Origin of the sequence: Streptosporangium album (assembly GCF_014203795.1) — a bacterium.
Taxonomy (GTDB): domain Bacteria; phylum Actinomycetota; class Actinomycetes; order Streptosporangiales; family Streptosporangiaceae; genus Streptosporangium; species Streptosporangium album.
Genome location: NZ_JACHJU010000001.1, coordinates 4,326,294 through 4,351,361, shown reverse-complemented (window position 1 = coordinate 4,351,361; position 25,068 = coordinate 4,326,294). Strand labels below are relative to the sequence as shown.

The window sequence follows — 25,068 nt, the reverse complement described above, 5'->3', positions numbered from 1 at the left end:
GGGGGCTCTCGCGGGCGCGGACGTCCGTGAGGCGGCCGGAACGGCCATGGCCCGGGTGTCCCGGCGGTCCGGGCCCCTCGGACGGGGCCCGGACCGCCGGGATGCCGGTCAGGCCTCGCTGGGCGGCAGGTTGGTGGCGGTCACCAGCGTGCGGATCGCACGCAGCGCCACCGAGAGCGTGGCAAGGTCGAAGTTGTCGCTCTCCCAGATCTCCGACAGGGTCTGCCTGGCCCGGCTCATCGCCGCCGAGTTGGCCTCGGCCCAGTGCGCCAGGCGCTCCTCGGGCGACAGTCCCGGCGTGCTGTGCAGCATGACGTCACGGGTGAGCGTGGCGTGCGCGGCGTAGAGGTCGTCGCGGAGCGCGGCCCTGGCCATGGAGTTCCACCGGTTGTCCCTGGGCAGGGCGATGATGCGCTCCCGGAGCCCGGAGAGCTGGAGCCGGTCGGCCAGGTCGAAGTAGACCTCGGCCACCTCGCTCACCGGCCTGCCGGTGTAGAAGGCAACCTCCACCAGGTCGAACGTGGAGTAGGCCGGGACCATCGCGGAGACCCGCTCGGCCAGCTCGGCGGGCACGCCCCGGGCGATGAACCCGTCCCGGCGCTCCTCGAACGCCACCAGGTCGGAGCCGGTCAGCAGCTTGGGCACGTCCGCCAGCATGCCGTTCATGCCCTTGGCGAAGAAGCTCACCGTGGAGGCCAGGTCCAGCGGCGCGCGGCGGTTGCCGAGCAGCCAGCGGGTGCCGCGCTCGGCCAGCTTGCGGGCCTCCAGCTCCATGGCGATCTGAGTTGAGGTGTCCACCTTGTTGTCCAGCTCCTCGATCTGCCGCCAGAAACTGGGCAGGTCGAAGACCTCACGCGTGACGAGGTAGGCGCGGGCGATGTCCGGGGTGGACGCGCCGCTCTCCTCTCCGAGACGGAACATGAAGGTGGTTCCGCTGGAGTTGACCAGGTCGTTCACCACGCCGGTGGTGATGATCTCCCGGCGGAGCGGATGGGCGTCCATGTAGTCGCGGAAACGCTCGCGCAGCGCCGTCGGGAAGTAGGACACCAGCCAGGACGCCAGGTAGGGGTCGTCGGGCAGGTCGGAGCCGAGGATCTCGGCGTCCACCACCAGCTTGGTGTAGGCCAGCAGCACCGAGAACTCCGGTGCGGTCAGCCCGAGCCCGGCCTGGCGCCGCTCGGCGAGCGCCTTGTCCGAGGGCAGGAACTCCAGCTCCCGGTTGACCAGTCCGGCCCGTTCCAGCTTGCGGAGCTGGCGCGAGTGGACGTGCAGCATCTCGGGCGCCTGCGCGCGGGCGGCGGCCAGCACCACGTTCTGGTCGTAGTTGTCCCGCAGGACGAGCTGCCCGACCTCGTCGGTCATGGCGAGGAGGAGCTGGTTGCGCTGCTTGTCGGTGAGCTCGCCGTCGCGGACCGCCCGGTCCAGCAGGACCTTGATGTTCACCTCGTGGTCGGAGGTGTCCACACCCGCGGTGTTGTCGATGAAGTCGGTGTTGACGAGCCCGCCGCTGAGCGCGAACTCGATCCGCGCCAGCTGGGTGAAGCCCAGGTTGCCGCCCTCGCCGATCACCTTGCAGCGCAGCTCGGAGGCGTTGACCCGCAGGCCGTCGTTGGCCTTGTCGCCGACGTCGATGTTGGACTCGCTCGACGCCTTGGCGTAGGTGCCGATGCCCCCGTTCCACAGCAGGTCGACGGGGGCCCGCAGGATGGCGCTGATCAGGTCGTTGGGGGCCATCGAGATCACGCCGTCGGCGATGCCGAGCGCGGCGCGCATCTGCGGGGAGATCGGGATCGACTTGGCCGTCCGCGGCCAGACGCCGCCGCCCTGGGTGATGAGCGAGGTGTCGTAGTCGGCCCACGAGCTGCGGGGCAGCGCGAACAGCCGGGCGCGCTCGGCGTAGCTGCGCGCGGCGTCCGGGGCGGGGTCGACGAAGATGTGCCGGTGGTCGAAGGCGGCGAGCAGCCTGATGTGCTGGGAGAGCCGCATGCCGTTGCCGAACACGTCGCCGGACATGTCGCCGACGCCGACCACCGTGAAGTCCGTGGTCTGGATGTCCACGCCGGTCGTGCGGAAGTGGTACTTGACCGACTCCCAGGCGCCGCGGGCGGTGATGCCCATGCCCTTGTGGTCGTAGCCGATCGAGCCGCCCGAGGCGAAGGCGTCGCCCAGCCAGAAGCCGTACTTCTTCGCCACGTCGTTGGCGATGTCGGAGAACGTCGCGGTGCCCTTGTCGGCGGCGACCACCAGGTAGGTGTCGTCCCCGTCGTGCCTGACCACGTCGGCGGGCGGGACCACCTGGCCGTCGACGAGGTTGTCGGTGATGTCCAGCAGGCCGGAGATGAACATCCGGTAGCAGGCGATGCCCTCGGCGAGCACATCCTCCCGCGCACCCGACTTCGGCGGATTTTTCGCGACGAAGCCACCCTTGGAACCGGTGGGGACGATGACGGTGTTCTTCACCATCTGCGCCTTCACCAGCCCGAGAACCTCCGTACGGAAGTCCTCCATCCGGTCCGACCAGCGCAGGCCGCCTCGCGCGACCTTGCCGAAGCGCAGGTGCACGCCCTCGACCCGGGGCGAGTAGACGAAGACCTCGAACTTCGGCCGGGGCAGCGGCAGCACACTGATCGACGGGGAGTCGAACTTCAGGCTGATGTACGGCTTGCGCTCGCCGTCCACCCTCTGGAAGTAGTTGGTCCGGAGCGTCGCCTTGATCATCTCCAGGTAGGCCCGCAGGATCCGGTCCTCGTCCAGGGACGCCACTTCGTCCAGCGCGCCGAGGATCTCCTCCTGCATCGCCTCCTGCAGCTCCGAGCGGACCTCCTCCGAGCGCCGGGGGTCGAGCCTGGCCTCGAACAGCCGCACCAGCAGCCGCGCGAGCCGTACGTTGCCGAGCAGCACCCGCTCGATGTAGTCCTGGCTGAACGTGGTGCCGGCCTGCCGCAGATACTTGGCGTAGACCCGCAGGATCTCGGCCTGCTCCCAGGTCAGCCCGGCGGCCAGGACGAGCCCGTTGAACCCGTCGCTCTCCACCCGGCCGCGCCAGAGCGCGCCGAACGCGTCCTGGAACAGCCGCTTGAACTCGTCCCTGTCCACCTCCCCCGAAGGGGTGTAACGCAGGCCGAAGTCGTAGATCCAGGCGTCCTTGGTGTTCGGGTCGTTGTCACGGTCGATCTCGTACGGCCGCTCGTCGACCACCTCGACGCCCATCCGCTGGAGCAGCGGCAGCACGTGCGACAGCGAGATGGGCGCGCCGATCCGGTAGAGCTTGAACCGGCGCTCGCCGTCCAGGGCCTCGTAGGGCTCGTAGAGGTTCATCCCGATCTCGTCGGAGGAGCCGGCGAGCAACTCCAGGCGGCGCAGGTCGGCGACCGCCATCCGGGCCGGGAAGTCGGCCTTGTAGCCCTCGGGGAACGCCATGGCGTACCGGCGGATGAGCCGGGGCGCCTCCTCCTCGGAGCTCAGCTCGGCGATGGCGGTGGCCAGGTCGTCGTCCCAGGACCGGGTGGCGCCGGCCAGCCTGCCCTCCAGCTCCTCCACGTTGACCGCGTCGGAGTCCAGCGGCTTGCCCCGCTCGCTCCGCACGACCACGTGCAGCCGGGCGAGGGCCGACTCCCCGATCATCGCGCTGTAGTCGTAGGAGGTTCCGCCGAGTGCCTTGAGCAGGATCTCCTGCATCTTGACGCGGATCTTGGTGGTGTAACGGTCACGCGGCAGGTAGATCAGGCACGAGACGTAGCGGCCGTAGTCGTCCGGACGCAGGAAGACCTTGACCTGCTTGCGCTCGCGGAGCCTGAGCACGCCGAGCGCGATCGGCAGGAGCTGTTCCACCGAGGTCTGGAAGAGCTCGTCCCGGGGGAAGGTCTCCAGGATCTCGATCAGGTCCTTGCCGTCGTGGCTGTCGGGGGCCAGCCCGGCCAGTTCGAGGACCTCGGCCAGCTTGCGCCGGAGCACCGGGATGCGGGAGATCGACTCGCTGTAGGCCACGTGGGTGAGCAGACCGAGGAAACGCCGCTCGCCGACCACCTCGCCCTCGGCGTCGAAGAGCTTCACGCCCACGTAGTCCAGGTAGGTCGGGCGGTACACGGTGGCGCGGGTGTTGGCCTTGGTGACGATCAGCATCTGCTGCTTCTCACGGGCCTTGGCACGCAGCTCCGGGGAGAGCGCGGCGAAGCTGTCGGAGCCCGCCTTGTCGTGGCGGAGGATCCCCAGCCCGGTCCCGGGCACCGGGCGCAGCGCGGCGCCCTCCTCGCCCTCCTCCAGGCGGTACTCACGGTAGCCGAGGAAGGTGAAGTGCCCATCGGCCAGCCAGCGCATCAGCTCCAGGCTGTCCTCGACGCCCGCCAGGTCCAGCGGCGGCGGGCTGACCGACACGTCCTCCGCGGTCTGCAGGGCGAGGGCCCGCATCTTGACGGAGTCCTCGACGGCGTAGCGCACATCCCCCAGGACCCGCTGCAGATCGGTTTCGAGCCCCCTGAGCGCGGCGGAGTCGGCCTGCCGGTCGATCTCGAAGTGCATCCAGGACTCGACGAGCGTCTGCCCGGTGACGTCGTCCCCGGCCCCGTGGAGCAGCCTGCCGGTCATGTCCCTGCGCACCCGCATCTGGGGGTGGACGACGAGCTGGGTGCCGATGTGGTGCCGGTCGAGCTCCATCGTCACCGAGTCGACCAGGAAGGACATGTCGTCGGTGACCACCTCGATGACCGAGGATCCGGGATCCCAGCCGTGTTCCTCCAGACTCGGCGTGTAGGCCCGCACCAGGGCGCGGCCCTGGGGGCGGTTCTCGGCGAGCTGCCGCTGAGCCATGGCCGGGCCGTACACGTCGACCGGGTTGCGGTTCAGCAGGTCTTCTGGCGCGACATGCCGGTAGTAGAACCTGAGATAGGCGAGCGCCTCCTCAACACCCAGGTGATCGCTGCCCGGTGTGTGCGCGCACATCTCCGCGGCACTCCTGAGCAGCTCGTCCTTCGCCTCGTCGAGCGGCATGTCGCTCTCACTCCTTTGTGAGGGGTTTTTGCACATTGATAGGGATCTAGGACCAAGTCCGTTGTTCCCAGAGAAAGGGGAAGTAGTACTGGAGCGGGCGCTCCGGGAGACACGGCATCCCCGACGGACCACACGCACCCGGCTCGGTTCCGATCCGCGGTTCGGTCGTGTGCCAGGTCCGCGGCCTCGTCATGGATGAGCCCGTCCTCGGCCGGTCGCCACGGATCGTCATGGGACCCGCGATGCCCGGCCATCGTCGGCGCGGAACCGGAGGTCTCCTGGTCGGAGACGGCGGATCCTCGCCGGGAGAGGGCGACGGGAACAGCATCCCACGTGGTGAGCCCACAGGAGCAGCGACGTCGCCGGACGGTGCCGATATCACCGGCACTCCTCGGGCGGCCCAGACAGCTCACGTCACTCCGCTCACCGGGCATGGCCCGTGGCACGACACCTCCAGCGGGCACCTGCCTCGATCCCCGTTGACCGAAGCATGCCGCCGCCCTTGATACCACCCGAAAATACGTAAAACGTCAACGTGGCGGTCTTCTCACCCCGAACATACCGGGACGGCCCCAACCGGCGGCGCACGGGGCCGGGATCTCATCCGGTTCCGGAGACCGGGGTCCCCTCCCCCTCGTCAATCGTAGGGGTCGCGGCGGAAACCGTCGGAGACTTGCCCGTTTTCCGCCGCTCATCGCTCACCGGGGCCGCCGATGAACGGCCGGACCGCGCAGACACCCACTCGGCGGCGGGAGAGCCACGGAGGACGAGAGGCGTCAGACCCCCGTCCCGCGAAGTGATGCGAATGTGACCAACCAGGTTGGCCGGACGGCCGTCTCAACAGGCGAGAAGTCGGAAACCTCGGGAAGACGATCATGCAGCCCACTCCGGACAGGCGGACATTCCTTCGGATCGGCGGCATGGCCGCCCTGACCCTGGGAGCCGGGCTGCCCGCAACGGCCGTCCCCTCCCGATCGGACTGGAACGCCCTGGCGGGAGGGCTGGACGGCAGGCTCGTCCGCCCAGGCGACGCCACCTACGACACCGCCCGCCGCCTGTTCAACCCCGCCTTCGACGCGGTACGGCCCGCGGGCGTGGCCTACTGCGCCAACCCCTCCGACGTGGCCGAGTGCGTCGGGTTCGCCCGCCGGATGAACGTGCCGCTGGCCGTACGGTCGGGTGGGCACTCCTACGCCGGATGGTCCACCGGCACCGGCCTGGTCGTCGACGTCTCCCGGATGAACAGGGTGAGCCACGCGTCCGGCCGGGCGACCGTCGGGGCCGGCGCCAAGCTCGTCGACGTCTACGACAGGCTGGGCGCCGACGGGGTCGGCATCCCGGCCGGGAGCTGCCCCACGGTGGGGGTGAGCGGGCTGGCACTGGGCGGCGGGATCGGCGTGGTGTCCAGGAAGTATGGCCTGACCTGCGACGTGATGGAGTCCGTCCAGATCGTCACGGCCGACGGCCGGCTGCTGACCTGCGACGCCGACCACAACCCCGACCTCTACTGGGCCTCACGCGGCGGGGGCGGCGGCAACCTGGGCGTGGCGGTCTCCTTCGGCTTCCGGACCCACCCCACGCGCGAGGTCACGGTGTTCTTCCTGCACTGGCCGTGGGCCAAGGCCGCCAAGGCGGTCCGAGCCTGGCAGGCGTGGGCGCCCTCCGCACCCGACGAGCTGTGGTCCACGATGCACCTGAGCCGCGACGGCGGGATGGACGCGCAGATCGTCGGCCTCTACCTGGGAGGCAGGTCGGGCTGCGAGCGGCTGCTGGACCGGCTGACCGACCGGATCGGCGCGGTCTCCGCCAGCTCCGTCCGGCAGACCTCCTACCGCCAGGCCATGATGATCATGGCGGGCTGCTCCACGCTGTCGGTCTCCCAGTGCCACCAGGCCGGTTCCCTGCCCGGCCAGACCACCGACGGCAGGCTGTCCCGGGACACCTTCGCGGCCAAGTCGCACATGGCCTACCGGCCGCTGTCGGAGGCCGGCGCCAAGACGCTGGTCGCCGAGGTCGCCCGGCCGGGCAACCACACCGTGCTGCTGGACGCCCTCGGCGGCGCCGTCAGCCGGGTCCGCCCGGACGCCACCGCCTTCCCGCACCGGGCCGCCCTCTTCAGCGTGCAGTACTACGCCCACCGCGCCGGGGCGGCGGCCTGGGCCAGGGCCGCGCACGCCCGGATGCGTCCCCACTTCGGCGACCACGCCTATGTGAACTACATCGACGCCGAGCTCGACGGCTGGCGCGCCGCCTACTACGGGGCGAACGCCGGCCGGCTCGCCCGCATCAAGGCCGCCCGCGACCCGGGCCGCCTCTTCCGCCTCCCCCAGGGGATCTGAGACCGCCCCCCGGGGTGAGGCCCTCCCCCGGAGGGCGTCCCGGCGGTAATCGGGTGGACCTCCGCACGCCCGGGTCGGCAGGATCGAAGCATGCGTAACTGGCCCATCTTCCGGCTGCGGGTGACCACCCCGCGTCTGGAGCTCCGGATCCCGTCCCTCGATGACCTGGACGAGCTCGGCGACCGTGCCGCCGAGGGCGTTCACGACCCGGGCTTCAAGCCCTTCCTCTTCCCCTGGACCGATGCCGAGCCGGCCGGGCGGGCGCGTTCCACCATCCAGTTCCAGTTCGGTCAGTGGTCCCAATGGTCACCGGAGAAGTGGGGCTGCTCGTTCGTCGCCGTCCTCGACGGCCAGGTCGTCGGCACCCAGGAGCTGGCCGCCACCGACTTCGCGGTGACCCGCGAGGTCTCCACCGGCTCGTGGATCGGGCAGCGCTTCCAGGGGCGGGGCATCGGCACCGAGATGCGCTCCGCCGTGCTCCACCTGGCCTTCGACGGCCTCGGCGCCCAGCACGCCACCTCGGGTGCCTTCGCCGACAACCACGCCTCCTACGCGGTCTCCCGCAAGCTCGGCTACCTCGACGACGGCATCCAGATCCACAACCGCCGGGGCAAAGCCGCCCAGCTCCGCCGCCTCCGCCTGCCCCGCGACCGCTGGAGCACCCCGGCGGGGTTCGAGATCCACGACCTCGAACCCTGCCTCCCGCTCTTCGGCGTCAGCCGTACAGCGTAGGAAGGTCCAGCGGGAGCCGCACGACGGGCATACGGCGATCCGCCGGACCGAGGTCTGGCCGACCCTGGTCCGGCGGACCAGGTCACCGCGTCATCGGGGTGAAGTGGGACAGGACCTCGGGGTTGGCCATGGCGTCGAGGTTGGCGGCCTTCTCGGGAGGGACGCCGAGGAGGATCTTGCGGACCGGGACCTCCAGCTTCTTGCCGCTGAGGGTGCGCGGGATCCCGGGGACCACGATGATCTCGTTCGGCACGTGCCGGGGGGACAGCCCCTCCCGCAGGGCGCGTCGCAGGCCCATGATCAACTCATCCGACAGGGTGGCGCCTTCGGCCATGGTGACGTAGAGCAGCAGGCGCCCGTCCTGGCCGAGCTGGCCGGTGTCGATGACCAGGCTGTCGGCGATCTCGTCGAAGCGCTCCACCACGCGGTAGAACTCGCTGGTGCCCATCCGGACGCCGCCCCGGTTGAGGGTGGAGTCGGAGCGGCCGTAGATCACCGAGCCGCCGTCGGGAAGGATCTTGATCCAGTCGCCGTGCCGCCAGACTCCGGGGTAGTCGGCGAAGTAGCTCTCCCGGTATCTCGACCCGCCGGCGTCGTTCCAGAACATGACCGGCATCGACGGCATCGGCGCGGTCACCACCAGCTCACCGACCTCCCCGACCACCGGCGTGCCCGACGGGTCGAAGGACTCGACCCTGGCCCCCAGGCAGCGGCACGGGATGACTCCCGCGCGGACCGGGAGCAGCGGGACCGCGCCGACGAAGCCGGTGCAGACGTCGGTGCCGCCGGAGAACGAGCCGAGCTGGACCTCCGGCAGCGCGTCGTGCACCCAGGCGAACCCCTCGGGGGGCAGCGGCGAGCCGGTGGAGCCGAGGCCGCGCAGCGCCGTGAGCCCGCCGGGCCGCAGACCCGCCTTCATGGAGGCGACGATGTACGGCGCACCGGTGCCGAAGTAGGTGACCTTCTCCTCGGCGGCCAGCCGCCACAGCGTGTCGGTCCCCGGGTGGGTGGCCGAGCCGTCGTAGAGAACCACCGTCGCACCGACCAGCAGGCCGCCGATGAGGTAGTTCCACATCATCCAGCCGGTCGTGGTGTACCAGAAGAACACATCCTCCTCTCCCAGGTCCTGGTGGAAGGAGAGCGCCTTGAGGTGCTCCAGCACCACGCCACCGTGGCCGTGCACGATCGGCTTGGGCAGCCCGGTGGTGCCGGAGGAGTAGACGATCCAGAGGGGGTGGCCGAAGGACACCGGCTCGAAGGTCAGCGGCCCCGCGGAGCCGCGCAACTCCGCCCAGCTCAGGGTGTGGACGGCGCCCCCGGACGGGGCCTGCTCCGCACCGGGTGCGCCGGTGTCCGTCGATGACATCCGCACCTGTGCGACCAGGGTCGGCAGCTTGGCGGCGATGTCCCGGACGACCTCGGCACGGTCGAACCGCCTGCCGTTGTAGTCGTAGCCGTCCACCGCGATGAGCACCTTCGGCTCGATCTGGGTGAAGCGGTCGATCACGCTGGGCGCGCCGAAGTCCGGGGAGCAGGAGGACCAGATGGCGCCCAGGGAGGCGGTGGCGAGGAAGGCGACCAGGGTCTCGGGCACGTTCGGCGCGTACGCGGCGACCCGGTCTCCCCGTCCGACGCCCAGCCCGGCCAGGCCGGTGCGGACCCGGGCGACCTCCTCGGCCAGCTCTCCCAGGGTGAGCGTCCGCCGCCCGCCCGTCTCGTCGCGGAAGATCATCGCGGGCCGGTCGGGGTCGGAGGCGGCCCTGCGCAGCGCGTTGGCCGCGTAGTTCAGCGTCGATCCGGTGAACCATTCGGCTGTGGGCATCGTCCCAGATATGACGGGCCCGTCACCACGCTCACCCACGACCTCGAAATAGTCCCAGATCGATGTCCAGAACTCGGCCGGGGCGTCCACCGACCACTGCCACAGGGACGCGTAGTCACCGGACCGGCCGAGCCATGCCATGTAGCGGGTGATCTTGGCGTCTCTCACGACCTCCGGGGTGGGTTCCCAGAGCAACGCACCTTCCTCAACCATGGCCCCATCTTCTCGGCGGTCCGCCGGAATGTCACCCTCGGCTGTTCACAACCTCGGGCCGGATGGTGTGGATCAGCCACGTATCCGTTCCACGGCGGCCCGCGCCGCGGTGCCGATCACCGCGTCGGCGCGGGGCTGGTTCTGCGCCGTGCCGTGCGACCGGGTGAAGACGGCGACGGCGTAGCGCCCGCCGTCGGGATACTCCACCACGCCGACCTCGTTGCGGAGCGTGGGCAGCGTGCCGGTCTTACCGCTGACCGCGACGTCGTCGTAGGGGAATCCGGCGGCGAGCCGGTGCGGCCAGACCTGCAGGCCGAGCAGCCTGCGTATCGAGGCGCATGATCCGGCCGAGGCCGCCTCGTCGCGCCAGATCATGCCGAGCAGCCGTGTCATGTCGCGGGGGGTGCTCCGGCTGGTGCGCGCCGGGTCGAGCGCCCGGAGCCGGGCTATCACGGCGGGGTCGGTGGGCATCTCCCGCTGCCCGGCGTCCTCGACGATGCTGGAGAACAGGTCCTGGCAGTCGTGCTCGACCCAGGTCTCCTCCAGCCCCATGGCGGCGAGCATGGCGTTGACCGCCGGCAGGCCGACCCTGCCGATCAACGCGTCGGCGGCGGTGTTGTCGCTCACCGCGATCATCAGGTAGGCCAGGTCGCGCAGGGACATCGTCACGTCGTCGGCCATCGCCGAGACTCCGGTGGCTCCGGGGGTGTGGCGGTCCGCCATGACCGTGACCCGCTCGGCCGCGTCCAGCCGCCCCTCGTCCACCTGCCGGTAGAACTCCACCAGCAGCGCCATCTTGAACACCGAGGCCAGGACCACGGGTTCGTCGGCGTCGTGGCCGACCTCGGCCCCGGTGTCCAGGTCCACCGCGTGCAGGAACCCGGTCACCCCGGCCGCGCGGAACAGCCCGCCAAGGTCGGTCATGCCAGGAATCCAGAGGCGGGCCTGGCGCGCACCCGCCGTACCGGGGCCGTACCGTCGTCCGTCATTCCGACTCTCTCCTTCAGCACTCGTACGGCCACCGCCCCGAAGGCTACGGCAGCGTCCGCGGTCTGGCCCCGCCAGGCCGTGGAGATCCGCCAGGCCAGCGGGCTCCCCAGCAGCGGCCTCCACCGCAGGCCGGGCAGCTCCACCCGAGGCCCGAAGGCGACGGCCGCACCGGCCAGGACCAGCCCGAGGGTCTGCGCCTCGTGCACCTCCTCCGGGACGAACCCGTGGTGGCGGCACTCGGCGAGCGTCTCCTCGTGCAGGCCCGGCTCCCGGGGGAAGAGCACGAGCTGCCTGCCCGCCAGGTCGGCCAGGTGCACCGACGACAGGTCCGCGAGCGGGTCGGTCTCCGCCAGCACCACGCCGGGGCGCTGGACGAGCATCGGGCCGAAGCTCAGCCCGGGGGCGGCCACCGGGTGGCGGAGCAGGCCCACGTCCAGGGTGCCGTCGGTGAGGGCGATGACCTGGTCGGCGCTCCACATCTCGACGGGTGCCGGCCGTACCTCGGGCACGTGTTCGCGGAATCCGGCGATCAACGCCGCGATCACCGAGGAGCCCAGGTCGGGCGTGACCCCCACGCGCAGCACCGCGCCCTCCCCCCGCCCGGCCAGGTCACGGAGGCGGTCCACCCGGGCGACGATCTCGCGGGCCTCGGGCAGCAGCGCCCGCCCCTGCTCGGTCAGCCGGACCTGCCTGCTGGAGCGGTCGAACAGCCGCACGCCGAGCTCCTCCTCCAGCCGCCGGATGCGCTGGCTGAGCGGCGGCTGGGCCATGCCGAGCCGGACCGCCGCGTTGCCGAAGTGCAGCTCTTCGGCGACGACCGTGAAGTAGCGCAGGTGCCGCACGAGGTCCATGAACAGGGACTATATCCGCTTTCGTATCAAACGGACATGTATATCAATATTGGACATCAAGGTTGTTTCTCTGGTCTCCTCGGTCCGCGAGGACAGAGGGGGACGATTCATGAAACGGAAATACCTGGTGGCGGCCGCGCTGGTGCCGGTCGTCGTGATCGGGGTGGGCGCCTGGGCGCTGCGCACCCAGGGGTCGGCGGAGGAGACGGCCCAGGAGTTCCTGGCCGCCTGGACCAGGCAGGACTACCCCGCGATGCGGGCGCTCACGGTCGAGCCACCGCGCGACTTCGACCGCTGGTACCAGCGGTTCCGGACCGATCTGAAGCTGTCGGGGGCCACCTTCAAGATCACCGGGAGCACCGATTCCAAGGTCTCCTTCCACGCGACGCTGGACGGACCGGTGGACTGGGCCTACGACGGTTCGCTGGCCCTGGTCGAGCACGAGCGGACCTGGCGGGTGAAGTGGAGCCCCGCGGCGGTCAACCCGCGGCTCAAGCCCGGCCTGCGTCTCAAGACCGTGCTGGTCAAGGCGGAGCAGGCGCCGATCCTGTCCTCCGACGGGACCCGCATCGACACCGCCGACACTCCGGGCTCGGTGCAGCAGCTCGTCGAGGGGCTGAAGGAGAAGTACGCCTCCCGCCTCACCGGCACCTCCTCCGCACGGGTGGACCTGGTGCGGGGGACGGAGCAGGTCGCCACGCTCGCCACCGCCAAGGCGGAGGCGGGCAGGGAGCTGCGGACCACGATCGACCTGGGTGTCCATCGGGCCGCCGCCGCGGCCCTGGAGAAGGTGGACAAGCCCGCCTCCCTGGTCGCGCTCCGGCCCTCGACCGGCGAGATCCTGGCCGTGGCCAACAAGCCCGGCGGGTTCAACCGGGCGCTGCTCGGCCACTACCCTCCGGGCTCGACCTTCAAGGTGGTCACGGCCTCGGCCCTGATCGCCGACGGCATGACCGCGGGTGAGCGGGTGCCCTGCCCCGCCGAGCAGAACATCGGGGGCTTCCCGTTCCACAACGCCGGGTTCGAGGACTACGGCACGATCGCGTTGCGCGAGGCGTTCGCGCACTCGTGCAACACCACGTTCGGGAAGCTGAGCGTGGACCGGCTCGGCGGGAGGCGGCTGGCCTCGGTGGCGGCGAGCTTCGGGTTCGGGGGGCCGGTGGATCCCGGGGTGCCCGCCGTACGGGCGCGGTTCCCCGATCCGAAGGACGACACCGACCTGGCGTCGGCCTCGATCGGCCAGGGCCGTGTCCTGACGAGCCCGCTGAACATGGCCACCGTCGCCGCGGCGATCGCCGACGGCTCCTGGCGCCCGCCCCGGCTGGTGGACGCGGACCTGCTCCCCGCGGCCCAGCCGAGGAAGCTGGAGCCCGCGGTGGTACAGGCGCTGCGCACGCTGATGCCCGCGGTGGTGGTGGAGGGCACGGCGAGCGCGGTCTCCTTTCCCCCGGGCACGGCGGGCAAGACCGGAACCGCCGAGTTCGGCTCCGGCAAGGAGCCTCCGACGCACTCCTGGTTCATCGGCTACCGGGGCGACCTGGCGTTCTCGGTGATCGTGGAGGGCGGCGGCACGGGCGCCGCGGTGGCCGCACCCGTCGCGAGCCGGTTCCTCACCGGGCTCACGGCGGCACCCTAAGGCGGCCGAAGATCGAAAAGGGGGCTGGCGGGGAGGCGGCCGGATGTGTTCTGCTGAGGGATGAGTGATCCTTTGAATGAGCGCGGCCAGGTCACGGCAGCGCTGGACATGGTCGCCAAGGCCGCCGGACCCTACCTCGACTCGCTCGGTGACCGTCTGGTCCACGACCGCGGCGCCGACGGCCTGCTCGACCTGCTCGACGGCCCGCTGCCCGAACACGGCGAAGGCACCCTGGACAGCGTCGGACGGCTGCTGCACGTCGGGACCGAGGCGGCGACGCACTCCTCGGGGCCGCGTTTCTTCCATTTCATCGTCGGCGGCTCGACCCCGGCGGCCCAGGCGGGCGACTGGGTGACCTCGCTGCTGGACCAGGCCGGCGGGCTCTGGCTGACCTCGCCGTTCGCCGCCCGGGCGGAGACCGTCGTACTCCGATGGCTGAAGGACCTGTTCGGGCTGCCGCAGTCCTACGGCGGTGTGCTGACTCCGAGCGCGACCTTCGCCAACCTCACCGGGCTGGCGTGCGCGCGGCAGTGGTGGGGCGAGAGCCACGGCGTCGACGTGGCGGCCGACGGGCTCGCCGGTCTGCCGCGGATGCCGGTGCTGGCCGGAGGCTACATCCACCCGAGCAGCCGCAAGGCGCTGTTGATGCTCGGCTGCGGCCGGGACGGCGCCCGGATCTTCGCCCGGGACGAGGCGGGACGGGTCGATCTGGACGCCATGGAGCGGGAACTCGAACGGATCGACGGCCCGGCGGTGATTGTCGGAAACGCGGGCGAGGTGAACACCGGTGACTTCGATCCCATCGACGACCTGGCGGACCTGGCCGCACGGCACGGCGCCTGGCTGCACGTGGACGGGGCCTTCGGGCTGTTCGCGGCGGCCTCGCCCCGCCTTTCCCACCTGGTCAAGGGCGTGGAGCGGGCGCACTCGGTGACCGCGGACGGGCACAAGTGGCTCAACGTCCCCTACGAGAGCGGGTTCGCGTTCGTCCGCGATCAGGAGATCATGGGCCGGACCTTCGGCCCGTGGGGCGCGGCCTACCTCCCCACCGAGGACGACCCGCACGTCAACTACAACTGCCTCGGCCCGGAGTCATCCCGGCGGGCGCGGGCGCTGCCCGTCTGGGCGACCCTGCGGGCGTACGGCAGGCAGGGGCACCGGGAGATGGTCGAACGCCACCACGATCTGGCCCTGCGACTGGGCCGGATCGTCGAGGAGGCCCCCGACCTGGAGTTGCTCGCTCCGGTCCGGCTCTGCGTGGTCTGCTTCCGCTACCGCCCGCCGGGCGTCCCCGAGGAGGATCTGAACGAGCTGAACAGATGGATCGGCGAGGAGCTGATCGCCGACGGCCGGGTCTACGCCGGGACCACCACCTACCGGGGCATGACGGCTCTGCGCCCGGCCATCCTCAACTGGCGCACCACCGAGGCCGACATCGATCTCCTGGCCTCGGTCGTCCAGGAGATAGCCGCCCGCCGTACTCGATGAACCCACGCCCCCGGGGGTCTAGCCGGCTCTGCGGGCGGGCGAGGTGAGCCCGGCCACGGCGGCGACGACCTCCGACGGGTTGGACAGGTCGGGCAGGACCAGATCCGCTCCCGCCTCGTGGAGCTCGGCGGGGAGGGAGCGGCCGGTGGCGACGGCGATCATCGCGGCTCCGGCGATCCTGGCGGCCTGGACGTCCCTGGCCGAGTCACCGATCATCACGGTGTTGTGTCCGTCGAAGGTCCCGCCGTACTTCTGCCGCGCTCTGCCCTGTGCGACCTGCAGCAGGGTGGCCTTGGGGTAGACCTCCTCGCCGTAACCGCCGACCTCGAAGTCCACGTGCCTGTCCAGGCCGAAGGCCGCCAGCTTGTGCACGGCGTTGCTCTTGATCGTGCCGGTGAGCACCGACTGGACCACGCCGTCGAGCTTCGCCACGGCCTTCAGCGCGTCCGCCGCTCCGGACATCATCCGGCCGTCCTTGGCCAGGCGCTTGCGCCGGGCGCCGAAGGTCTCGGCGAGCGCGTCCAGGAACTTCGGAAGATGGGCGTCCTCGGCGACGATCCCGTTGATGGCGAGCATCTCGAAGACGATCTCCGAGTCCGGGCGGCCGTTGTGCTGGGTCAGCTTGACCAGGGGGCGCCCGGTGACCCGGCGGAAGGCCTCCGCGTATGCCTCGCGGGTGACGATGGACACGTCAACCAGCGTGAGGTCGACGTTCCAGAGAACGAGACGGCTAATCGGGGCCTCCCAGAATGGGTGCGGATGCCCAGGGTACGGCCCTGGCCGTGCCCTGGCCGCCAGAAATGCCGAAAACATCCCTTTCAGGCGTAGTCGATCGCATTCGCGAGGGTATCCACGACCGGGACGCCGAACGCCGCCAGGTCCGTCCGGCTGGTCATGCCACCGGTGTAGAGCACGGCCCGTGCCCCGACGTGCTGGGCGGCGTGCGCGTCGTCCACGCTGTCGCCGATCACGAGCACGTCGGCGGGGTCCACGCCGAGCGCCGCGAGGTGGGCCACCATCGAGTCGGCCTTGTGCCCGCCGGACGCGCTGCGCAGCCCGTCGATCCGGGTGAAGTGACGGTCGATGCCGAACTCGGCGACCTTGGGCCCCAGCCTCTCGTGCGCCCACATCGACAGCAGCGACTGCCTGCCGCCCTCCCTCTCCCAGCTCTCCAGGGTGGAGGCGGCATCCGCCGCGAGGCCGCACTCCAGCATCAGCCGGTGGTAGTGCTCGTGGAAGCCGAGGTCGAGCCTCTCCCACTCACCGTCGTGGAGCGCCCTGCCGAGCATCCGCTCGTAGGCCGTCCAGATGGGGCGGGTGTATACCGCCCTGAAGCCGTCCGCGTCGTAGGAGCCCAGCCCGTAGGGCTCGAACACCGCGTTCGTCGCCCCCACCACGGCCTCGATGTCGTGGAAGAGCGTGCCATTCCAGTCCCAAACGATGTGCTTTTTCATATCCATTAAAGAGTAACCATCCGGTGTGACATCTCAGCGCGGCGTACGGCACGCGGCACCGGAGAGCGGAGACCCGCGGCCGATCCGGAGATCGACCTCGGGTCTCCATGCTCACCACGCAGCGGGAGGTAAGCCACAACCGGCGACCGCGACATCCCCGGTGGTCAGCCCAGGAGGTCGGGGATCTCCTGGGTCGCGAACCACATGAGTTCGTTGGCCTCGGCGCCGTCCAGGACGAACCGGGCGTCGTCGTCGCCCCGGTCGGCCGCGGGCAGCGCGGCGATCGCGGCCTCCACGTCCTTCACCGCGGACAGGTCGTCCACGTGGACCGCGGCGATGTCCGCCAGCGCGACCGCGGCGGCGAGCCGTACCCGGGCACGTTCCTCCAGGCCGGTGCCCACGCCCACCTTCTCGTCCGGCACCTCCGCGGCGATGACCACCCGGCGCGGGGCCACGTCCACCCCGTCGGCGCGGTCGGCGGCCAGCATCCGCAGGGACGCCCTCGCCGCCTCGGTCAGGGCGACGTACTCCAGTTCCTCGGTGTCACCCGAGGCGTACCACTCGATCAACGCGGGGGTCACCGCGTAACCGGTCAGCGGGGCCGGGCCAAGCTCCCCCAGGGTGACCACACGGGCCAGCGCGGGGAGCGTGCACGGCAGGTAGACGCGCATCCATGCCTCGATCTGTCTCTCCGATACCGGCGCCGGTCCGACGCCGATCACCTACCGAGTGTGCCAGCCCTCGCGACCCTGCTGCGAGGGCCGGTGGCGGAACGGAACGGCGAGCCGCTCTCGCAGGGCGCGTGTTCCGGACCGCGGAGTGGTTGTCACCGCAGTGACACGCTGAGAAGGCTCTCCAGCTCGGCGATGGTCAGCTCGGGCTCCCGGTGGTGCACGCCGACGATGCCGAGCGCCCGGGCAGCCGTGATGTTGGCCTCGATGTCGTCGACGAACACGCACTCGTGCCCGGCGAGGCCGACCCTGCCGAGCGCGTGCTCGAAGATCCTCGGCTCCGGCTTGCGCATGCCGATCTCCCCCGAGATGACGACCTCGTCGAAGAACTCGTCCCAGCCCTCACGGGGATACTCGTTGGCCCATGAGTTGGAGAGCAGGCAGGTCCGCAGTCCGGCGGCGCGCGCCCGGCGGAGCATGTCGTACATCGGCTCCACCCGCTGGAAACCGGCGAACATCCTGTTCAGGAGCCCTTCGGCGATCGGCGGCACGCCGTCCGTCGTGACCAGCCTGGCGGCCAGTTCTCGTTCGAACTCCAGTCCGGAGATCTCGCCCCGTTCCAGCGCGTGGATCGTGTTCTCGTCCTCCGAGCCCTCGTAGGCGTGCAGGACCAGCTCCCGCATCACGTCACGGTAGTGGGTGGCGTCGATCCGGTCGGCGACGATCCACTCGGCGATCGCCTCGGACAGACCTGTGGTGAGCACGCCACCCCAGTCGATCAGCACACCCTTGAACATCCCGCCTCCTTGTCCAGAAACCGGCTCCAGGGTAGGCGCGGCCGACGAGCGGGGCGGAGACCGGGGGTGTCGGGCAGGCCGGAATGAATTGCACATCTTGCTAGGTGACTAGCTGTTTCCGACTCAATGTCTGGTTCATAGGGCTGGATCATGTTTCAGAGCGGCGGTTCGAGGAACGTCTAAGAGGGTGGCCCTGAAGCCAGATAATCGCACGTGAAAGGTGTTGTCGACCTTCCACGGGCGCCACGTGAACCGACCCTCGACTCCTTCTGAGGAGGGGCCATGACCGTAAGTCAGACAGCTCGCGGATCGCGTACCCGTACGCCATCCGGATCCGCCACGCCCGCCGGGCGTAAACCCGCGCAGCGCGCGACCACAGCGAGGAAACCCACCACACGGGCGACCACCGCACGGGCGACCGCGGCGCAGAAACCCACCACACGGGCGACCAGCACACGGGCGACCGCGGCCAAGAAGCCGGCCACCACACGCACCGCCACCACACGCACGGCCACCGCACGGGCGACCACGGCGCAGAAACCCACCACACGGGCGACCAGCACACGGGCGACCACGGCCAAGAAGCCGGCCACCACACGCACCGCCACCACACGGGCGAGTACGCAGCGCAAGCCCGCCGTACGGGCGACCGCACAGCACACGACCGCGACGGACAAGCCCGCAGCACAGGTGCCCACCCGGCCAAGCAGTGCGAAAACAGGACATAACGGATACTCGCTCACGCTGGACCTGCCGATGATGACCGTGCAGTTCCGGCCTCCACATCTTCACCTGCCGCATATCAACCGGCAGGAGGCCGGCCAGGCCGTCGACGCCGCGAAGTCGTTCCTCCCTCCGCCGGAGCGCATGGTCTACTACGGGGGACTCGGCGCACTCGCGGTGGCGGGGCTGATCGAATGGCCGGTGGCGGCCGCCATCGGAGTCGGAACAATGATCGCCCAGCGCGCCCGCAGACAGGGCCGGTCGGCGAAGGTCGCTCCCCGGGGTGCGACCGCCCCTGCCCGCAGAAGTACATCCAAGTAATCACGACGGTCGGCGACGCGGCCGATCGGGCCGTGCCCGGCCACGGCCTGACGGCCTAAGTGTTTTCCCTGCTGGAGAGCCGAATGTTGCTGACGCGTGTGCTCACTTTTTCCACCGAGGCGTTGCGGGGTGTCGTACCCGGCGCGATCCGGAACGTCCTGCCGCGCCCCCGAGGAAGGCGTGTGTGTCCAGGCGGACTCCATGTCGACCTGCGCGCCATCGGCGGACCGGGCACCGAACGCGTGGCGCGGCGGCTCGAAGCACTGCTGCTCTCGCTGGACGGGGTGGAACGGGCAGAGGTCAACGGGGCCCTCGGCACCGTCTTCATCGGGGGTGACGTCGACGCGGTCGATCTGGAAAGCCTCTTGTCGATCATCGAGGATCTCGACACCGAGCAGGACATCGAGCAGGACACCGAGCAGGACCAGGGATCGTCGCTCTCCGGCGTGGTGGAGCAGCACACCCGCGCGGGTATCAGGCTCGGCGCGAGCCTGCTCGGAACCGGGCTCGCGCTCGCCGGGCGCGTGGCCCGCCTGCCCCCGCTCTCCCCCGCCGTGCCCGCCGTGCTGTACCTGGTGGAGTCCGCTCCGAAAGTCCGCGCAGAGCTGGAACGCCACCTCGGCCGGCCGGCCGCCAACTCCCTGTTCACCACCGCGAACATCGTGGCCAACACGCTCGCGCTCCGCCCGGTGGGGCTGCTGGTCCACTCCATCGCCGCCGCCTCCCGCTACGTGGAGGCGCGTGGCACGCGAGAGGCCTGGGAACTGCACGGACAGAGGCTGGCCTCCCGGAAAGGGACCTACCGGCACATCCGGGCGGCGAAGAAGCCACGCCCGGCCCCTCTGGCGCACAGCCCTGTGGAACGGTTCGAGCGCTTCGTGGCCCCTGTGGCGCTGAGCGCGTCGGCGCTGACGCGTGTGGTCAGCGCCAGCCCGCAGCGGGGAATCGCCATGTTGATCGCCACGACACCCAAGGCGGCGAAAGCGGGTCGCGAGGCCTTCGCCGGATCGGTCGGACGGGCTCTGGCCAAGCGCGGTGTGCTCGTCCTCAACGGTGACGCCCTGCGCCGGATGGACGGCATCGACACCGTCATCCTCGACGGCGCCCTTCTCACCACGGATTCCTGGACGGTCGACCGCCTCGTCCCCCTTGCCGGGGACCTGGACGCCGACAGGCTTCACACGCGGCTCTACACCCTGGTTGACCTCACCGCTCCCGCCGCGCGGCGGGAGCGCGACACGTGGGTGGCTGAACCGCTGGCGGATCTGGCCGGGACCATCCCGATGGACGCCCCGGAATGGGAGGCCCGGGGACTGCGGCCCGTCGGCCTGCGCAGGAAAGGCGAGCTGGTGGCCGTGGCCGGGCTCGCACCGGAGCTCGACCCGCTGGCGGACGCCGTCGTCGCCGCGGCCCGGAGCGGCTGCACCGTGATGCTGGCGGGGGGAGATCCGGGGCTCGGCAGGCGGCTCGGCATCGACGAGTCCGTGCCGGGCGGTCCGCAGCTGGCCGCGTCGGTCCGCACGCTCCAGGCCGACGGTCACGGAGTGGTCGTGGTGTCAAGGCGTTCCAGGGCCGGGCTGGCCCAGGCCGACCTGGGCATCGGCGTCCTGGGCCGGTCCGGCCGCGTGCCGTGGGACGCGGACGTGATCGGCGAGCTCGACGGGGTCCACCTCCTGCTGAGCTGCCTGGCACCGGCGAGGAAGACGAGCGAGCAGTGCGTGTGGCTGAGCATGGCGGGGGCGGCCGGCGGTGCCACGCTGACGACCGCCGGGGCACGAGAGGAATCCGTGGACAGGGCCCAGCTGGTGAGCGACTGCACCGCGCTGGCCGCGATCGTCGCGGGTGAGTGGGCGGGCCACAACGCCGGCCGGAAGTCGGTTCCGATCCGCGCCGACCGCACCCCCTGGCACGCCATGCCGGTCAAGGATGTCCTGTCCCGGCTCGACTCCTCGTCCGGTGGGATCACCGAGGCGGAGGCCCTGCGCCGCAGGACCTCGTCGGGGATCGAAAAACCCGATGGTCCTGACCCGCTGCTCCGCATATGCGCCGGAGAGCTGGCCAACCCCCTCACTCCGGTACTGGCGGCCGGGGCAGGCCTGTCAGCCCTGGTCGGCTCGGTCTCCGACGCGGTGCTGATAGGGGCGGTCGTGGTCATCAACGCGGTCATCGGCGGGGGCCAGCGATTCGCCGCAGACCGGGCGTTGCACCGTCTGACGGAGACGGTGACGACCCGCGTGCAGCTCCGCCGTCCCGGCGGGAACGCGGGCGCGACCGTCGACGACCTCGTGGCGGGCGATGTCGTCGAGCTGCGCGCGGGCGACGCCGTACCGGCCGACTGCCGCGTGCTCAGGGCCGTGGGCCTGGAGGTCGACGAGGCGGCCCTGACCGGTGAGTCACAGCTCGTCGCCAAGTCACCGGAGCCCGTCAGCGCCGCCGCCGTCGCCGACCGGAGCTCGATGGTCTACCAGGGCACGACGGTGGCGGCCGGCCATGGCCTGGCCGTGGTCGTCGCGGCCGGTGAGGCGACCGAGGCGGCCCGGACGGCCATGCTCACCGTGGAGGGGCGCCCGCCGACGGGTGTGCAACTCCGGCTACGGGCGCTGAGCCGGCGGGTCCTTCCCGTCGCGATCGGTTCCGGCGTCGTCCTGCTGACCACCGACCTACTCCGCGGCAGGTCCCTGGCGGAGGCACTCGCACCCGCGGTGAGCCTCGCCGTCGCCGCCGTACCCGAGGGGCTGCCCTTCGTCGCCTCTGTGGCGGAGCTCGCCGCCGCCCGGCGGCTGTCGACCCGCAACACCCTGGTGCCCAACCCCTCCACGATCGAGGCCCTCGGCCGGGTGAACGTCCTCTGCTTCGACAAGACGGGGACACTGACGGAGGGACACATCAGCCTGCGGTGCGTCTCGGACGGGCGCGTCGAACATTCCATCGAGGAACGGGCGCCCGAGCTTAGGCACATCATGGCGGCCGCGCTGCGCGCGAGCCCGCGCCATGACGAGGGGCGGCCCATCGCCCACCCCACCGACCGCGCCGTGCTGGACGGAGCCCGGCGGCTGCACGTGACCCCCGAGGAGGGGCCGGGCGCCTGGCAGCGGATCGACGAGCTTCCCTTCGAACCGGGACGCGGCTACCACGCCGTGCTCGGCCTGGGCGACTCGGGGCACCTGCTGAGCGTCAAGGGAGCCCCGGAGGCCGTGCTCACCCGCTGCTCCGGTCTCTTCCGCGGTCACGGCCTCATCCCCCTGGACGGTTCGGCCAGGGTTGAGCTCGAAGACGAGGTCGACAGGCTCGCCCGACAGGGCTACCGGGTGCTCGCGGTGGCCGAGCGCCCGGCCTCCGACCGCCGCGACCTCGACGAGTCCCGCATCGACGGCCTGACCTTCATGGGCTTCCTCTGCCTGGCCGACCCCGTCCGGTCCACGGCGGCCGAGAGCGTCGGCCGCCTGACGGGGGCGGGCGTCCGGGTCGTCATGATCACAGGTGACCACCCGAGCACCGCCGAGGCGATCGCCTCCGAGCTCGGCGTGCTGAACGGCGGGCGGATCATGACCGGTCCGGAGCTGGACGACCTCGACGACGACGACCTGGTCAAGGTGCTGCCGGACGCGACGGTCTTCGCGCGGACCACTCCGGCGCACAAGGCCCGGATCGTCGGCTGCCTGCGCCGTTCCGGCATGGTCGTGGCGGTCACCGGCGACGGCGCCAACGACGCCCCCGCGATCCGCGCGGCCGACGTGGGAATCGCCCTCGGCTCCCGTGCCACCCCGGCGGCCCGGGGTGCCGCCGACGTCGTGGTGACCGACGACCGCATCGAGACGATCGTCGATGCGATCATCGAGGGCAGGGCGATGTGGAGCTCGGTCCGCGACGCCCTGAGCATCCTGCTCGGCGGCAACATCGGCGAGATCGTGTTCGCGGTCGGGTCCAGCCTGATCAGCGGCCAGAACGTGCTGAACGCCCGCCAGCTCCTGCTGGTCAACCTGCTCACCGACATGCTGCCGGCGATGGCGGTGGCCGTCCGGCCCCCGACTGCGACCAGCCCGGAACGGCTGCTCGCCGAGGGCCCGGAGGCCTCACTGGGGGCCTCGCTGAGCCGGGACATCTATCTGCGCGCCGCCGTCACGGCGACCGCGGCCGGTGTCGCGTGGTCGGTCGGCCGGATGACCGGAACCCGGGGGAGGGCCAACACGATCGGGCTGGTCGCGCTCGTGGCGGCGCAGCTGTTCCAGACGCTGGCCATGGGCGGCCGGGACCGCGTGGTCGCGCTGGCCTCGCTCGGGTCACTGGCCGTCCTGTGCCTGACCGTCTCGCTGCCGGGCCTGTGCCACTTCTTCGGCTGCCGCCCGCTCGGGCCCGTGGGATGGACGATCGCCCTCGGAAGCGCCGCCGCGACCACCGTTGCCGGGACGGCGATCCAGGCGTCGATCCGCGAGGCGTCATCGGCCGTTCACTGAATAGCAATCTCAGGGTACCGTTTCAGATAGCTTTGTCCTGAAAAATCAGGTTAAGAGCTTCTTAGTCCTGTGAGGTTGTTATGTCCGGATTCCTGTCCTCGGTTCTCGCCAAGGCGGCCTTCCTCCTGCTCGAGGCACTCGTCATGCGTCTCGTTCAGTCCCTCGTGCTCTCGATGACCCGGCGCGGCGGCCTCCTGCCCGCGTGACGGCCCGGCCGGCTGACAGCCGGCTCGGGCCGGATCGGTCAGCGCGCCCGATCCTTGATGAGCTGGGCGACCTTACGGTGCTCCGGCGAGCGCAACACCCGTTCGGCCTTGGCCGGATCGGCCACCGGAGCCCGCTCCAGCAGGCCCCGCGCGGCCTTCAGCTTCAGCAGCCGCCGGACGGACTGGTCGAGCCGCCGGGCGGGGATCCTCCCGGACTTCACCGCCGCCAGCACCGCCTGGTAGGCCTTGGGGAAGTCCGGCGGCATCAGCAGCAGGTCCACCCCCGCCTGGATGGCGCGCACGGCCACCTGCCCGTCACCGTACTTCTTGCGCACCCCCGCCATGTCCAGCGCGTCGGTCGAGACGACCCCGTCGAAACCGAGCTTCTCGCGGAGCAGCCCGGTCAGGATCGGCTTGGACAGCGTGGCCGGATCACCGGATGGGTCGAGCTTGGGCATGACCACATGAGCACTCATGATCGCGTCGACGTCCTTGCCGATGGCCGCGGCGAACGGCGGCGCGTCCAGCCTGCTCCACTGGGACAGGGAGTGCTGGATCACCGGTAACCCGGAGTGGCTGTCCACGTTGGTGTCCCCGTGGCCGGGAAAGTGCTTGGCCGTACTGGCGATCCCCGCGTCGTGGAAGCCCTGGACCGCGGCGGCGACCATGGGGGCGACCTTCCTGGGGTCCGAGCCGTAGGCCCGGGGGCCGATCACCGGGTTCTTCGGGTTGATGTTCACGTCGGCGACCGGCGCGAAGTCGAGGTTGATGCCGAGGGCGCGCAGCTCGGTGCCGGTGACCCTGGCCGCCTTACGGGCCAGTGAGGGGTCGCCGGTCGAGCCGATGACCGAGGCGCCGGGCATGTCGGTCACAAGTGGGGCGAGCCGGGAGACCCTGCCGTTCTCCTGATCGGCGCCGATCAGCAACGGGATCTTCGGCGACGCCTTCTGCAACCCGTTGGTCAGTGCCACGACCTGTCGGACGTCCTTGATGTTGCCCGCCCAGGGGAACAGGATCACCCCGCCCGGCCGGTATTTGGCGACCGCCTTGGCCGGTGTGCCCACACCGAACCGGGCCTGGTTCTCCCCGGACGATCCGTCCGCCGCCGGGCCGTACAGCACGGGCATGAAGAGCTGCCCGACCTTGTCCTCCACGCTCATCCGCGCCAGCACGGCCTCCACTCCGGTGGGCTTGGGCGTCGCGGACGTCGAAGGCGTGGCACTCGTGGCCGCGATGCCCGCCTGCCCCGCGGCGGGTTTCACCGGTGGGGATGTCCCCGCCCCCGCGCCGGCGCACCCGGCCACCATAGTCGCGATCGCTGCCAGCCCTGTCGTACGCATGAACCGAACCATGCACCCACGCTATCCGCGCCGGACCCCCACGGG

The 25,068-nt window shown here is 70.8% G+C and carries 17 protein-coding genes; 7 read left to right on the top strand and 10 right to left on the bottom strand.

Features of this window, described 5'->3' with window-relative positions; all coding sequences use genetic code 11:
- Window positions 1-108 precede the first annotated feature (108 nt).
- Window positions 109-4,986: an NAD-glutamate dehydrogenase gene (locus tag FHR32_RS20875; RefSeq protein ID WP_184755834.1), complete on the bottom strand. Its 4,878-nt coding sequence runs from the start codon at window positions 4,984-4,986 to the stop codon at window positions 109-111.
- A gap of 920 nt (window positions 4,987-5,906) precedes the next feature.
- On the opposite strand from FHR32_RS20875, the gene FHR32_RS20870 reads away from it, so the two are divergent.
- The gene (locus FHR32_RS20870) at window positions 5,907-7,325 is read left to right on the top strand and encodes an FAD-binding oxidoreductase (RefSeq protein ID WP_221465485.1); all 1,419 of its coding nucleotides are present in this window, start codon (window positions 5,907-5,909) and stop codon (window positions 7,323-7,325) included.
- Window positions 7,326-7,415: 90 nt separating this feature from the next.
- Window positions 7,416-8,057, top strand: a complete 642-nt coding sequence (locus FHR32_RS20865) for a GNAT family N-acetyltransferase (protein WP_184755832.1) — start codon at window positions 7,416-7,418, stop codon at window positions 8,055-8,057.
- 82 nt (window positions 8,058-8,139) lie between these two features.
- Here the strand turns inward: FHR32_RS20865 and FHR32_RS20860 are convergent, their stop codons facing one another.
- The 3 genes from FHR32_RS20860 to FHR32_RS20850 form a co-directional block, all read right to left on the bottom strand.
- On the bottom strand, window positions 8,140-10,092 hold the full coding sequence (locus FHR32_RS20860; RefSeq protein WP_184755831.1) for an acetoacetate--CoA ligase: 1,953 nt from the start codon (window positions 10,090-10,092) through the stop codon (window positions 8,140-8,142).
- 72 nt (window positions 10,093-10,164) lie between these two features.
- A complete protein-coding gene (locus tag FHR32_RS20855; protein ID WP_184755830.1) occupies window positions 10,165-11,016 on the bottom strand; it encodes a serine hydrolase in 852 nt (283 codons plus the stop codon).
- Complete coding sequence (locus tag FHR32_RS20850) at window positions 11,013-11,933, bottom strand: LysR family transcriptional regulator (RefSeq protein ID WP_184755829.1); 921 nt, start codon at window positions 11,931-11,933, stop codon at window positions 11,013-11,015. The genes FHR32_RS20855 and FHR32_RS20850 overlap by 4 nt, the downstream gene beginning before the upstream one ends.
- 109 nt (window positions 11,934-12,042) lie before the next feature.
- Here FHR32_RS20850 and FHR32_RS20845 point away from each other — a divergent pair, with 109 nt between their 5' ends.
- The gene (locus FHR32_RS20845; protein WP_184755828.1) at window positions 12,043-13,569 is read left to right on the top strand and encodes a penicillin-binding transpeptidase domain-containing protein; all 1,527 of its coding nucleotides are present in this window, start codon (window positions 12,043-12,045) and stop codon (window positions 13,567-13,569) included.
- A 60-nt stretch (window positions 13,570-13,629) separates the two neighbouring features.
- On the top strand, window positions 13,630-15,057 hold the full coding sequence (locus FHR32_RS20840) for a pyridoxal phosphate-dependent decarboxylase family protein (RefSeq protein ID WP_184755827.1): 1,428 nt from the start codon (window positions 13,630-13,632) through the stop codon (window positions 15,055-15,057).
- A gap of 18 nt (window positions 15,058-15,075) precedes the next feature.
- Here the strand turns inward: FHR32_RS20840 and FHR32_RS20835 are convergent, their stop codons facing one another.
- The 5 genes from FHR32_RS20835 to FHR32_RS20815 all read right to left on the bottom strand — a co-directional run bounded on the left by FHR32_RS20835 (window position 15,076) and on the right by FHR32_RS20815 (window position 18,656).
- Window positions 15,076-15,792 (bottom strand): HAD family hydrolase, encoded by a 717-nt coding sequence (locus FHR32_RS20835; RefSeq protein WP_184756622.1) that lies wholly within the window; start codon window positions 15,790-15,792, stop codon window positions 15,076-15,078.
- A gap of 83 nt (window positions 15,793-15,875) precedes the next feature.
- Window positions 15,876-16,511 carry an HAD family hydrolase gene (locus FHR32_RS20830; RefSeq protein WP_221465484.1) on the bottom strand — a complete coding sequence of 212 codons (636 nt, stop codon included), beginning with the start codon at window positions 16,509-16,511 and terminating at the stop codon, window positions 15,876-15,878.
- 164 nt (window positions 16,512-16,675) lie between these two features.
- Window positions 16,676-17,182, bottom strand: coding sequence for a DUF6912 family protein (locus tag FHR32_RS20825; protein ID WP_184756621.1), 507 nt, complete (start codon window positions 17,180-17,182; stop codon window positions 16,676-16,678).
- A gap of 155 nt (window positions 17,183-17,337) precedes the next feature.
- Entirely contained in the window at window positions 17,338-17,979 is a 642-nt protein-coding gene (locus FHR32_RS20820; protein WP_184755825.1) for an HAD family hydrolase, read from the bottom strand.
- A gap of 293 nt (window positions 17,980-18,272) precedes the next feature.
- Window positions 18,273-18,656, bottom strand: a complete 384-nt coding sequence (locus FHR32_RS20815; protein ID WP_184755824.1) for a hypothetical protein — start codon at window positions 18,654-18,656, stop codon at window positions 18,273-18,275.
- 79 nt (window positions 18,657-18,735) lie between these two features.
- Between FHR32_RS20815 and FHR32_RS20810 the strand changes: the two genes are divergently transcribed.
- The 3 genes from FHR32_RS20810 (at window position 18,736) to FHR32_RS46065 (ending at window position 23,683) form a co-directional block, all read left to right on the top strand.
- Window positions 18,736-19,023 carry a hypothetical protein gene (locus tag FHR32_RS20810; RefSeq protein ID WP_184755823.1) on the top strand — a complete coding sequence of 96 codons (288 nt, stop codon included), beginning with the start codon at window positions 18,736-18,738 and terminating at the stop codon, window positions 19,021-19,023.
- A gap of 83 nt (window positions 19,024-19,106) precedes the next feature.
- Window positions 19,107-23,477: a cation-translocating P-type ATPase gene (locus FHR32_RS20805; RefSeq protein ID WP_184755822.1), complete on the top strand. Its 4,371-nt coding sequence runs from the start codon at window positions 19,107-19,109 to the stop codon at window positions 23,475-23,477.
- Window positions 23,478-23,557: 80 nt separating this feature from the next.
- A complete protein-coding gene (locus FHR32_RS46065) occupies window positions 23,558-23,683 on the top strand; it encodes a hypothetical protein (RefSeq protein WP_281390879.1) in 126 nt (41 codons plus the stop codon).
- Window positions 23,684-23,721: 38 nt separating this feature from the next.
- On the opposite strand, the gene FHR32_RS20800 is transcribed toward FHR32_RS46065, so the two are convergent.
- Window positions 23,722-25,023 (bottom strand): glycoside hydrolase family 3 protein, encoded by a 1,302-nt coding sequence (locus FHR32_RS20800; RefSeq protein ID WP_246466238.1) that lies wholly within the window; start codon window positions 25,021-25,023, stop codon window positions 23,722-23,724.
- Window positions 25,024-25,068 lie beyond the last annotated feature (45 nt).

Bases quoted from the DNA above. Each gene is read 5' to 3' on its own strand.
- FHR32_RS20875 (WP_184755834.1), bottom strand. From the start codon at position 4,986: ATGCCGCTCGACGAGGCGAAGGACGAGCTGCTCAGGAGTGCCGCGGAG.
- FHR32_RS20870 (WP_221465485.1), top strand. From the start codon at position 5,907: ATGGCCGCCCTGACCCTGGGAGCCGGGCTGCCCGCAACGGCCGTCCCC.
- FHR32_RS20865 (WP_184755832.1), top strand. From the start codon at position 7,416: ATGCGTAACTGGCCCATCTTCCGGCTGCGGGTGACCACCCCGCGTCTG.
- FHR32_RS20860 (WP_184755831.1), bottom strand. From the start codon at position 10,092: ATGGTTGAGGAAGGTGCGTTGCTCTGGGAACCCACCCCGGAGGTCGTG.
- FHR32_RS20855 (WP_184755830.1), bottom strand. From the start codon at position 11,016: ATGACCGACCTTGGCGGGCTGTTCCGCGCGGCCGGGGTGACCGGGTTC.
- FHR32_RS20850 (WP_184755829.1), bottom strand. From the start codon at position 11,933: ATGGACCTCGTGCGGCACCTGCGCTACTTCACGGTCGTCGCCGAAGAG.
- FHR32_RS20845 (WP_184755828.1), top strand. From the start codon at position 12,043: ATGAAACGGAAATACCTGGTGGCGGCCGCGCTGGTGCCGGTCGTCGTG.
- FHR32_RS20840 (WP_184755827.1), top strand. From the start codon at position 13,630: ATGAGTGATCCTTTGAATGAGCGCGGCCAGGTCACGGCAGCGCTGGAC.
- FHR32_RS20830 (WP_221465484.1), bottom strand. From the start codon at position 16,511: ATGAAAAAGCACATCGTTTGGGACTGGAATGGCACGCTCTTCCACGAC.
- FHR32_RS20825 (WP_184756621.1), bottom strand. From the start codon at position 17,182: ATGCGCGTCTACCTGCCGTGCACGCTCCCCGCGCTGGCCCGTGTGGTC.
- FHR32_RS20820 (WP_184755825.1), bottom strand. From the start codon at position 17,979: ATGTTCAAGGGTGTGCTGATCGACTGGGGTGGCGTGCTCACCACAGGT.
- FHR32_RS20810 (WP_184755823.1), top strand. From the start codon at position 18,736: ATGATGACCGTGCAGTTCCGGCCTCCACATCTTCACCTGCCGCATATC.
- FHR32_RS20805 (WP_184755822.1), top strand. From the start codon at position 19,107: ATGTTGCTGACGCGTGTGCTCACTTTTTCCACCGAGGCGTTGCGGGGT.
- FHR32_RS46065 (WP_281390879.1), top strand. From the start codon at position 23,558: ATGTCCGGATTCCTGTCCTCGGTTCTCGCCAAGGCGGCCTTCCTCCTG.
- FHR32_RS20800 (WP_246466238.1), bottom strand. From the start codon at position 25,023: ATGCGTACGACAGGGCTGGCAGCGATCGCGACTATGGTGGCCGGGTGC.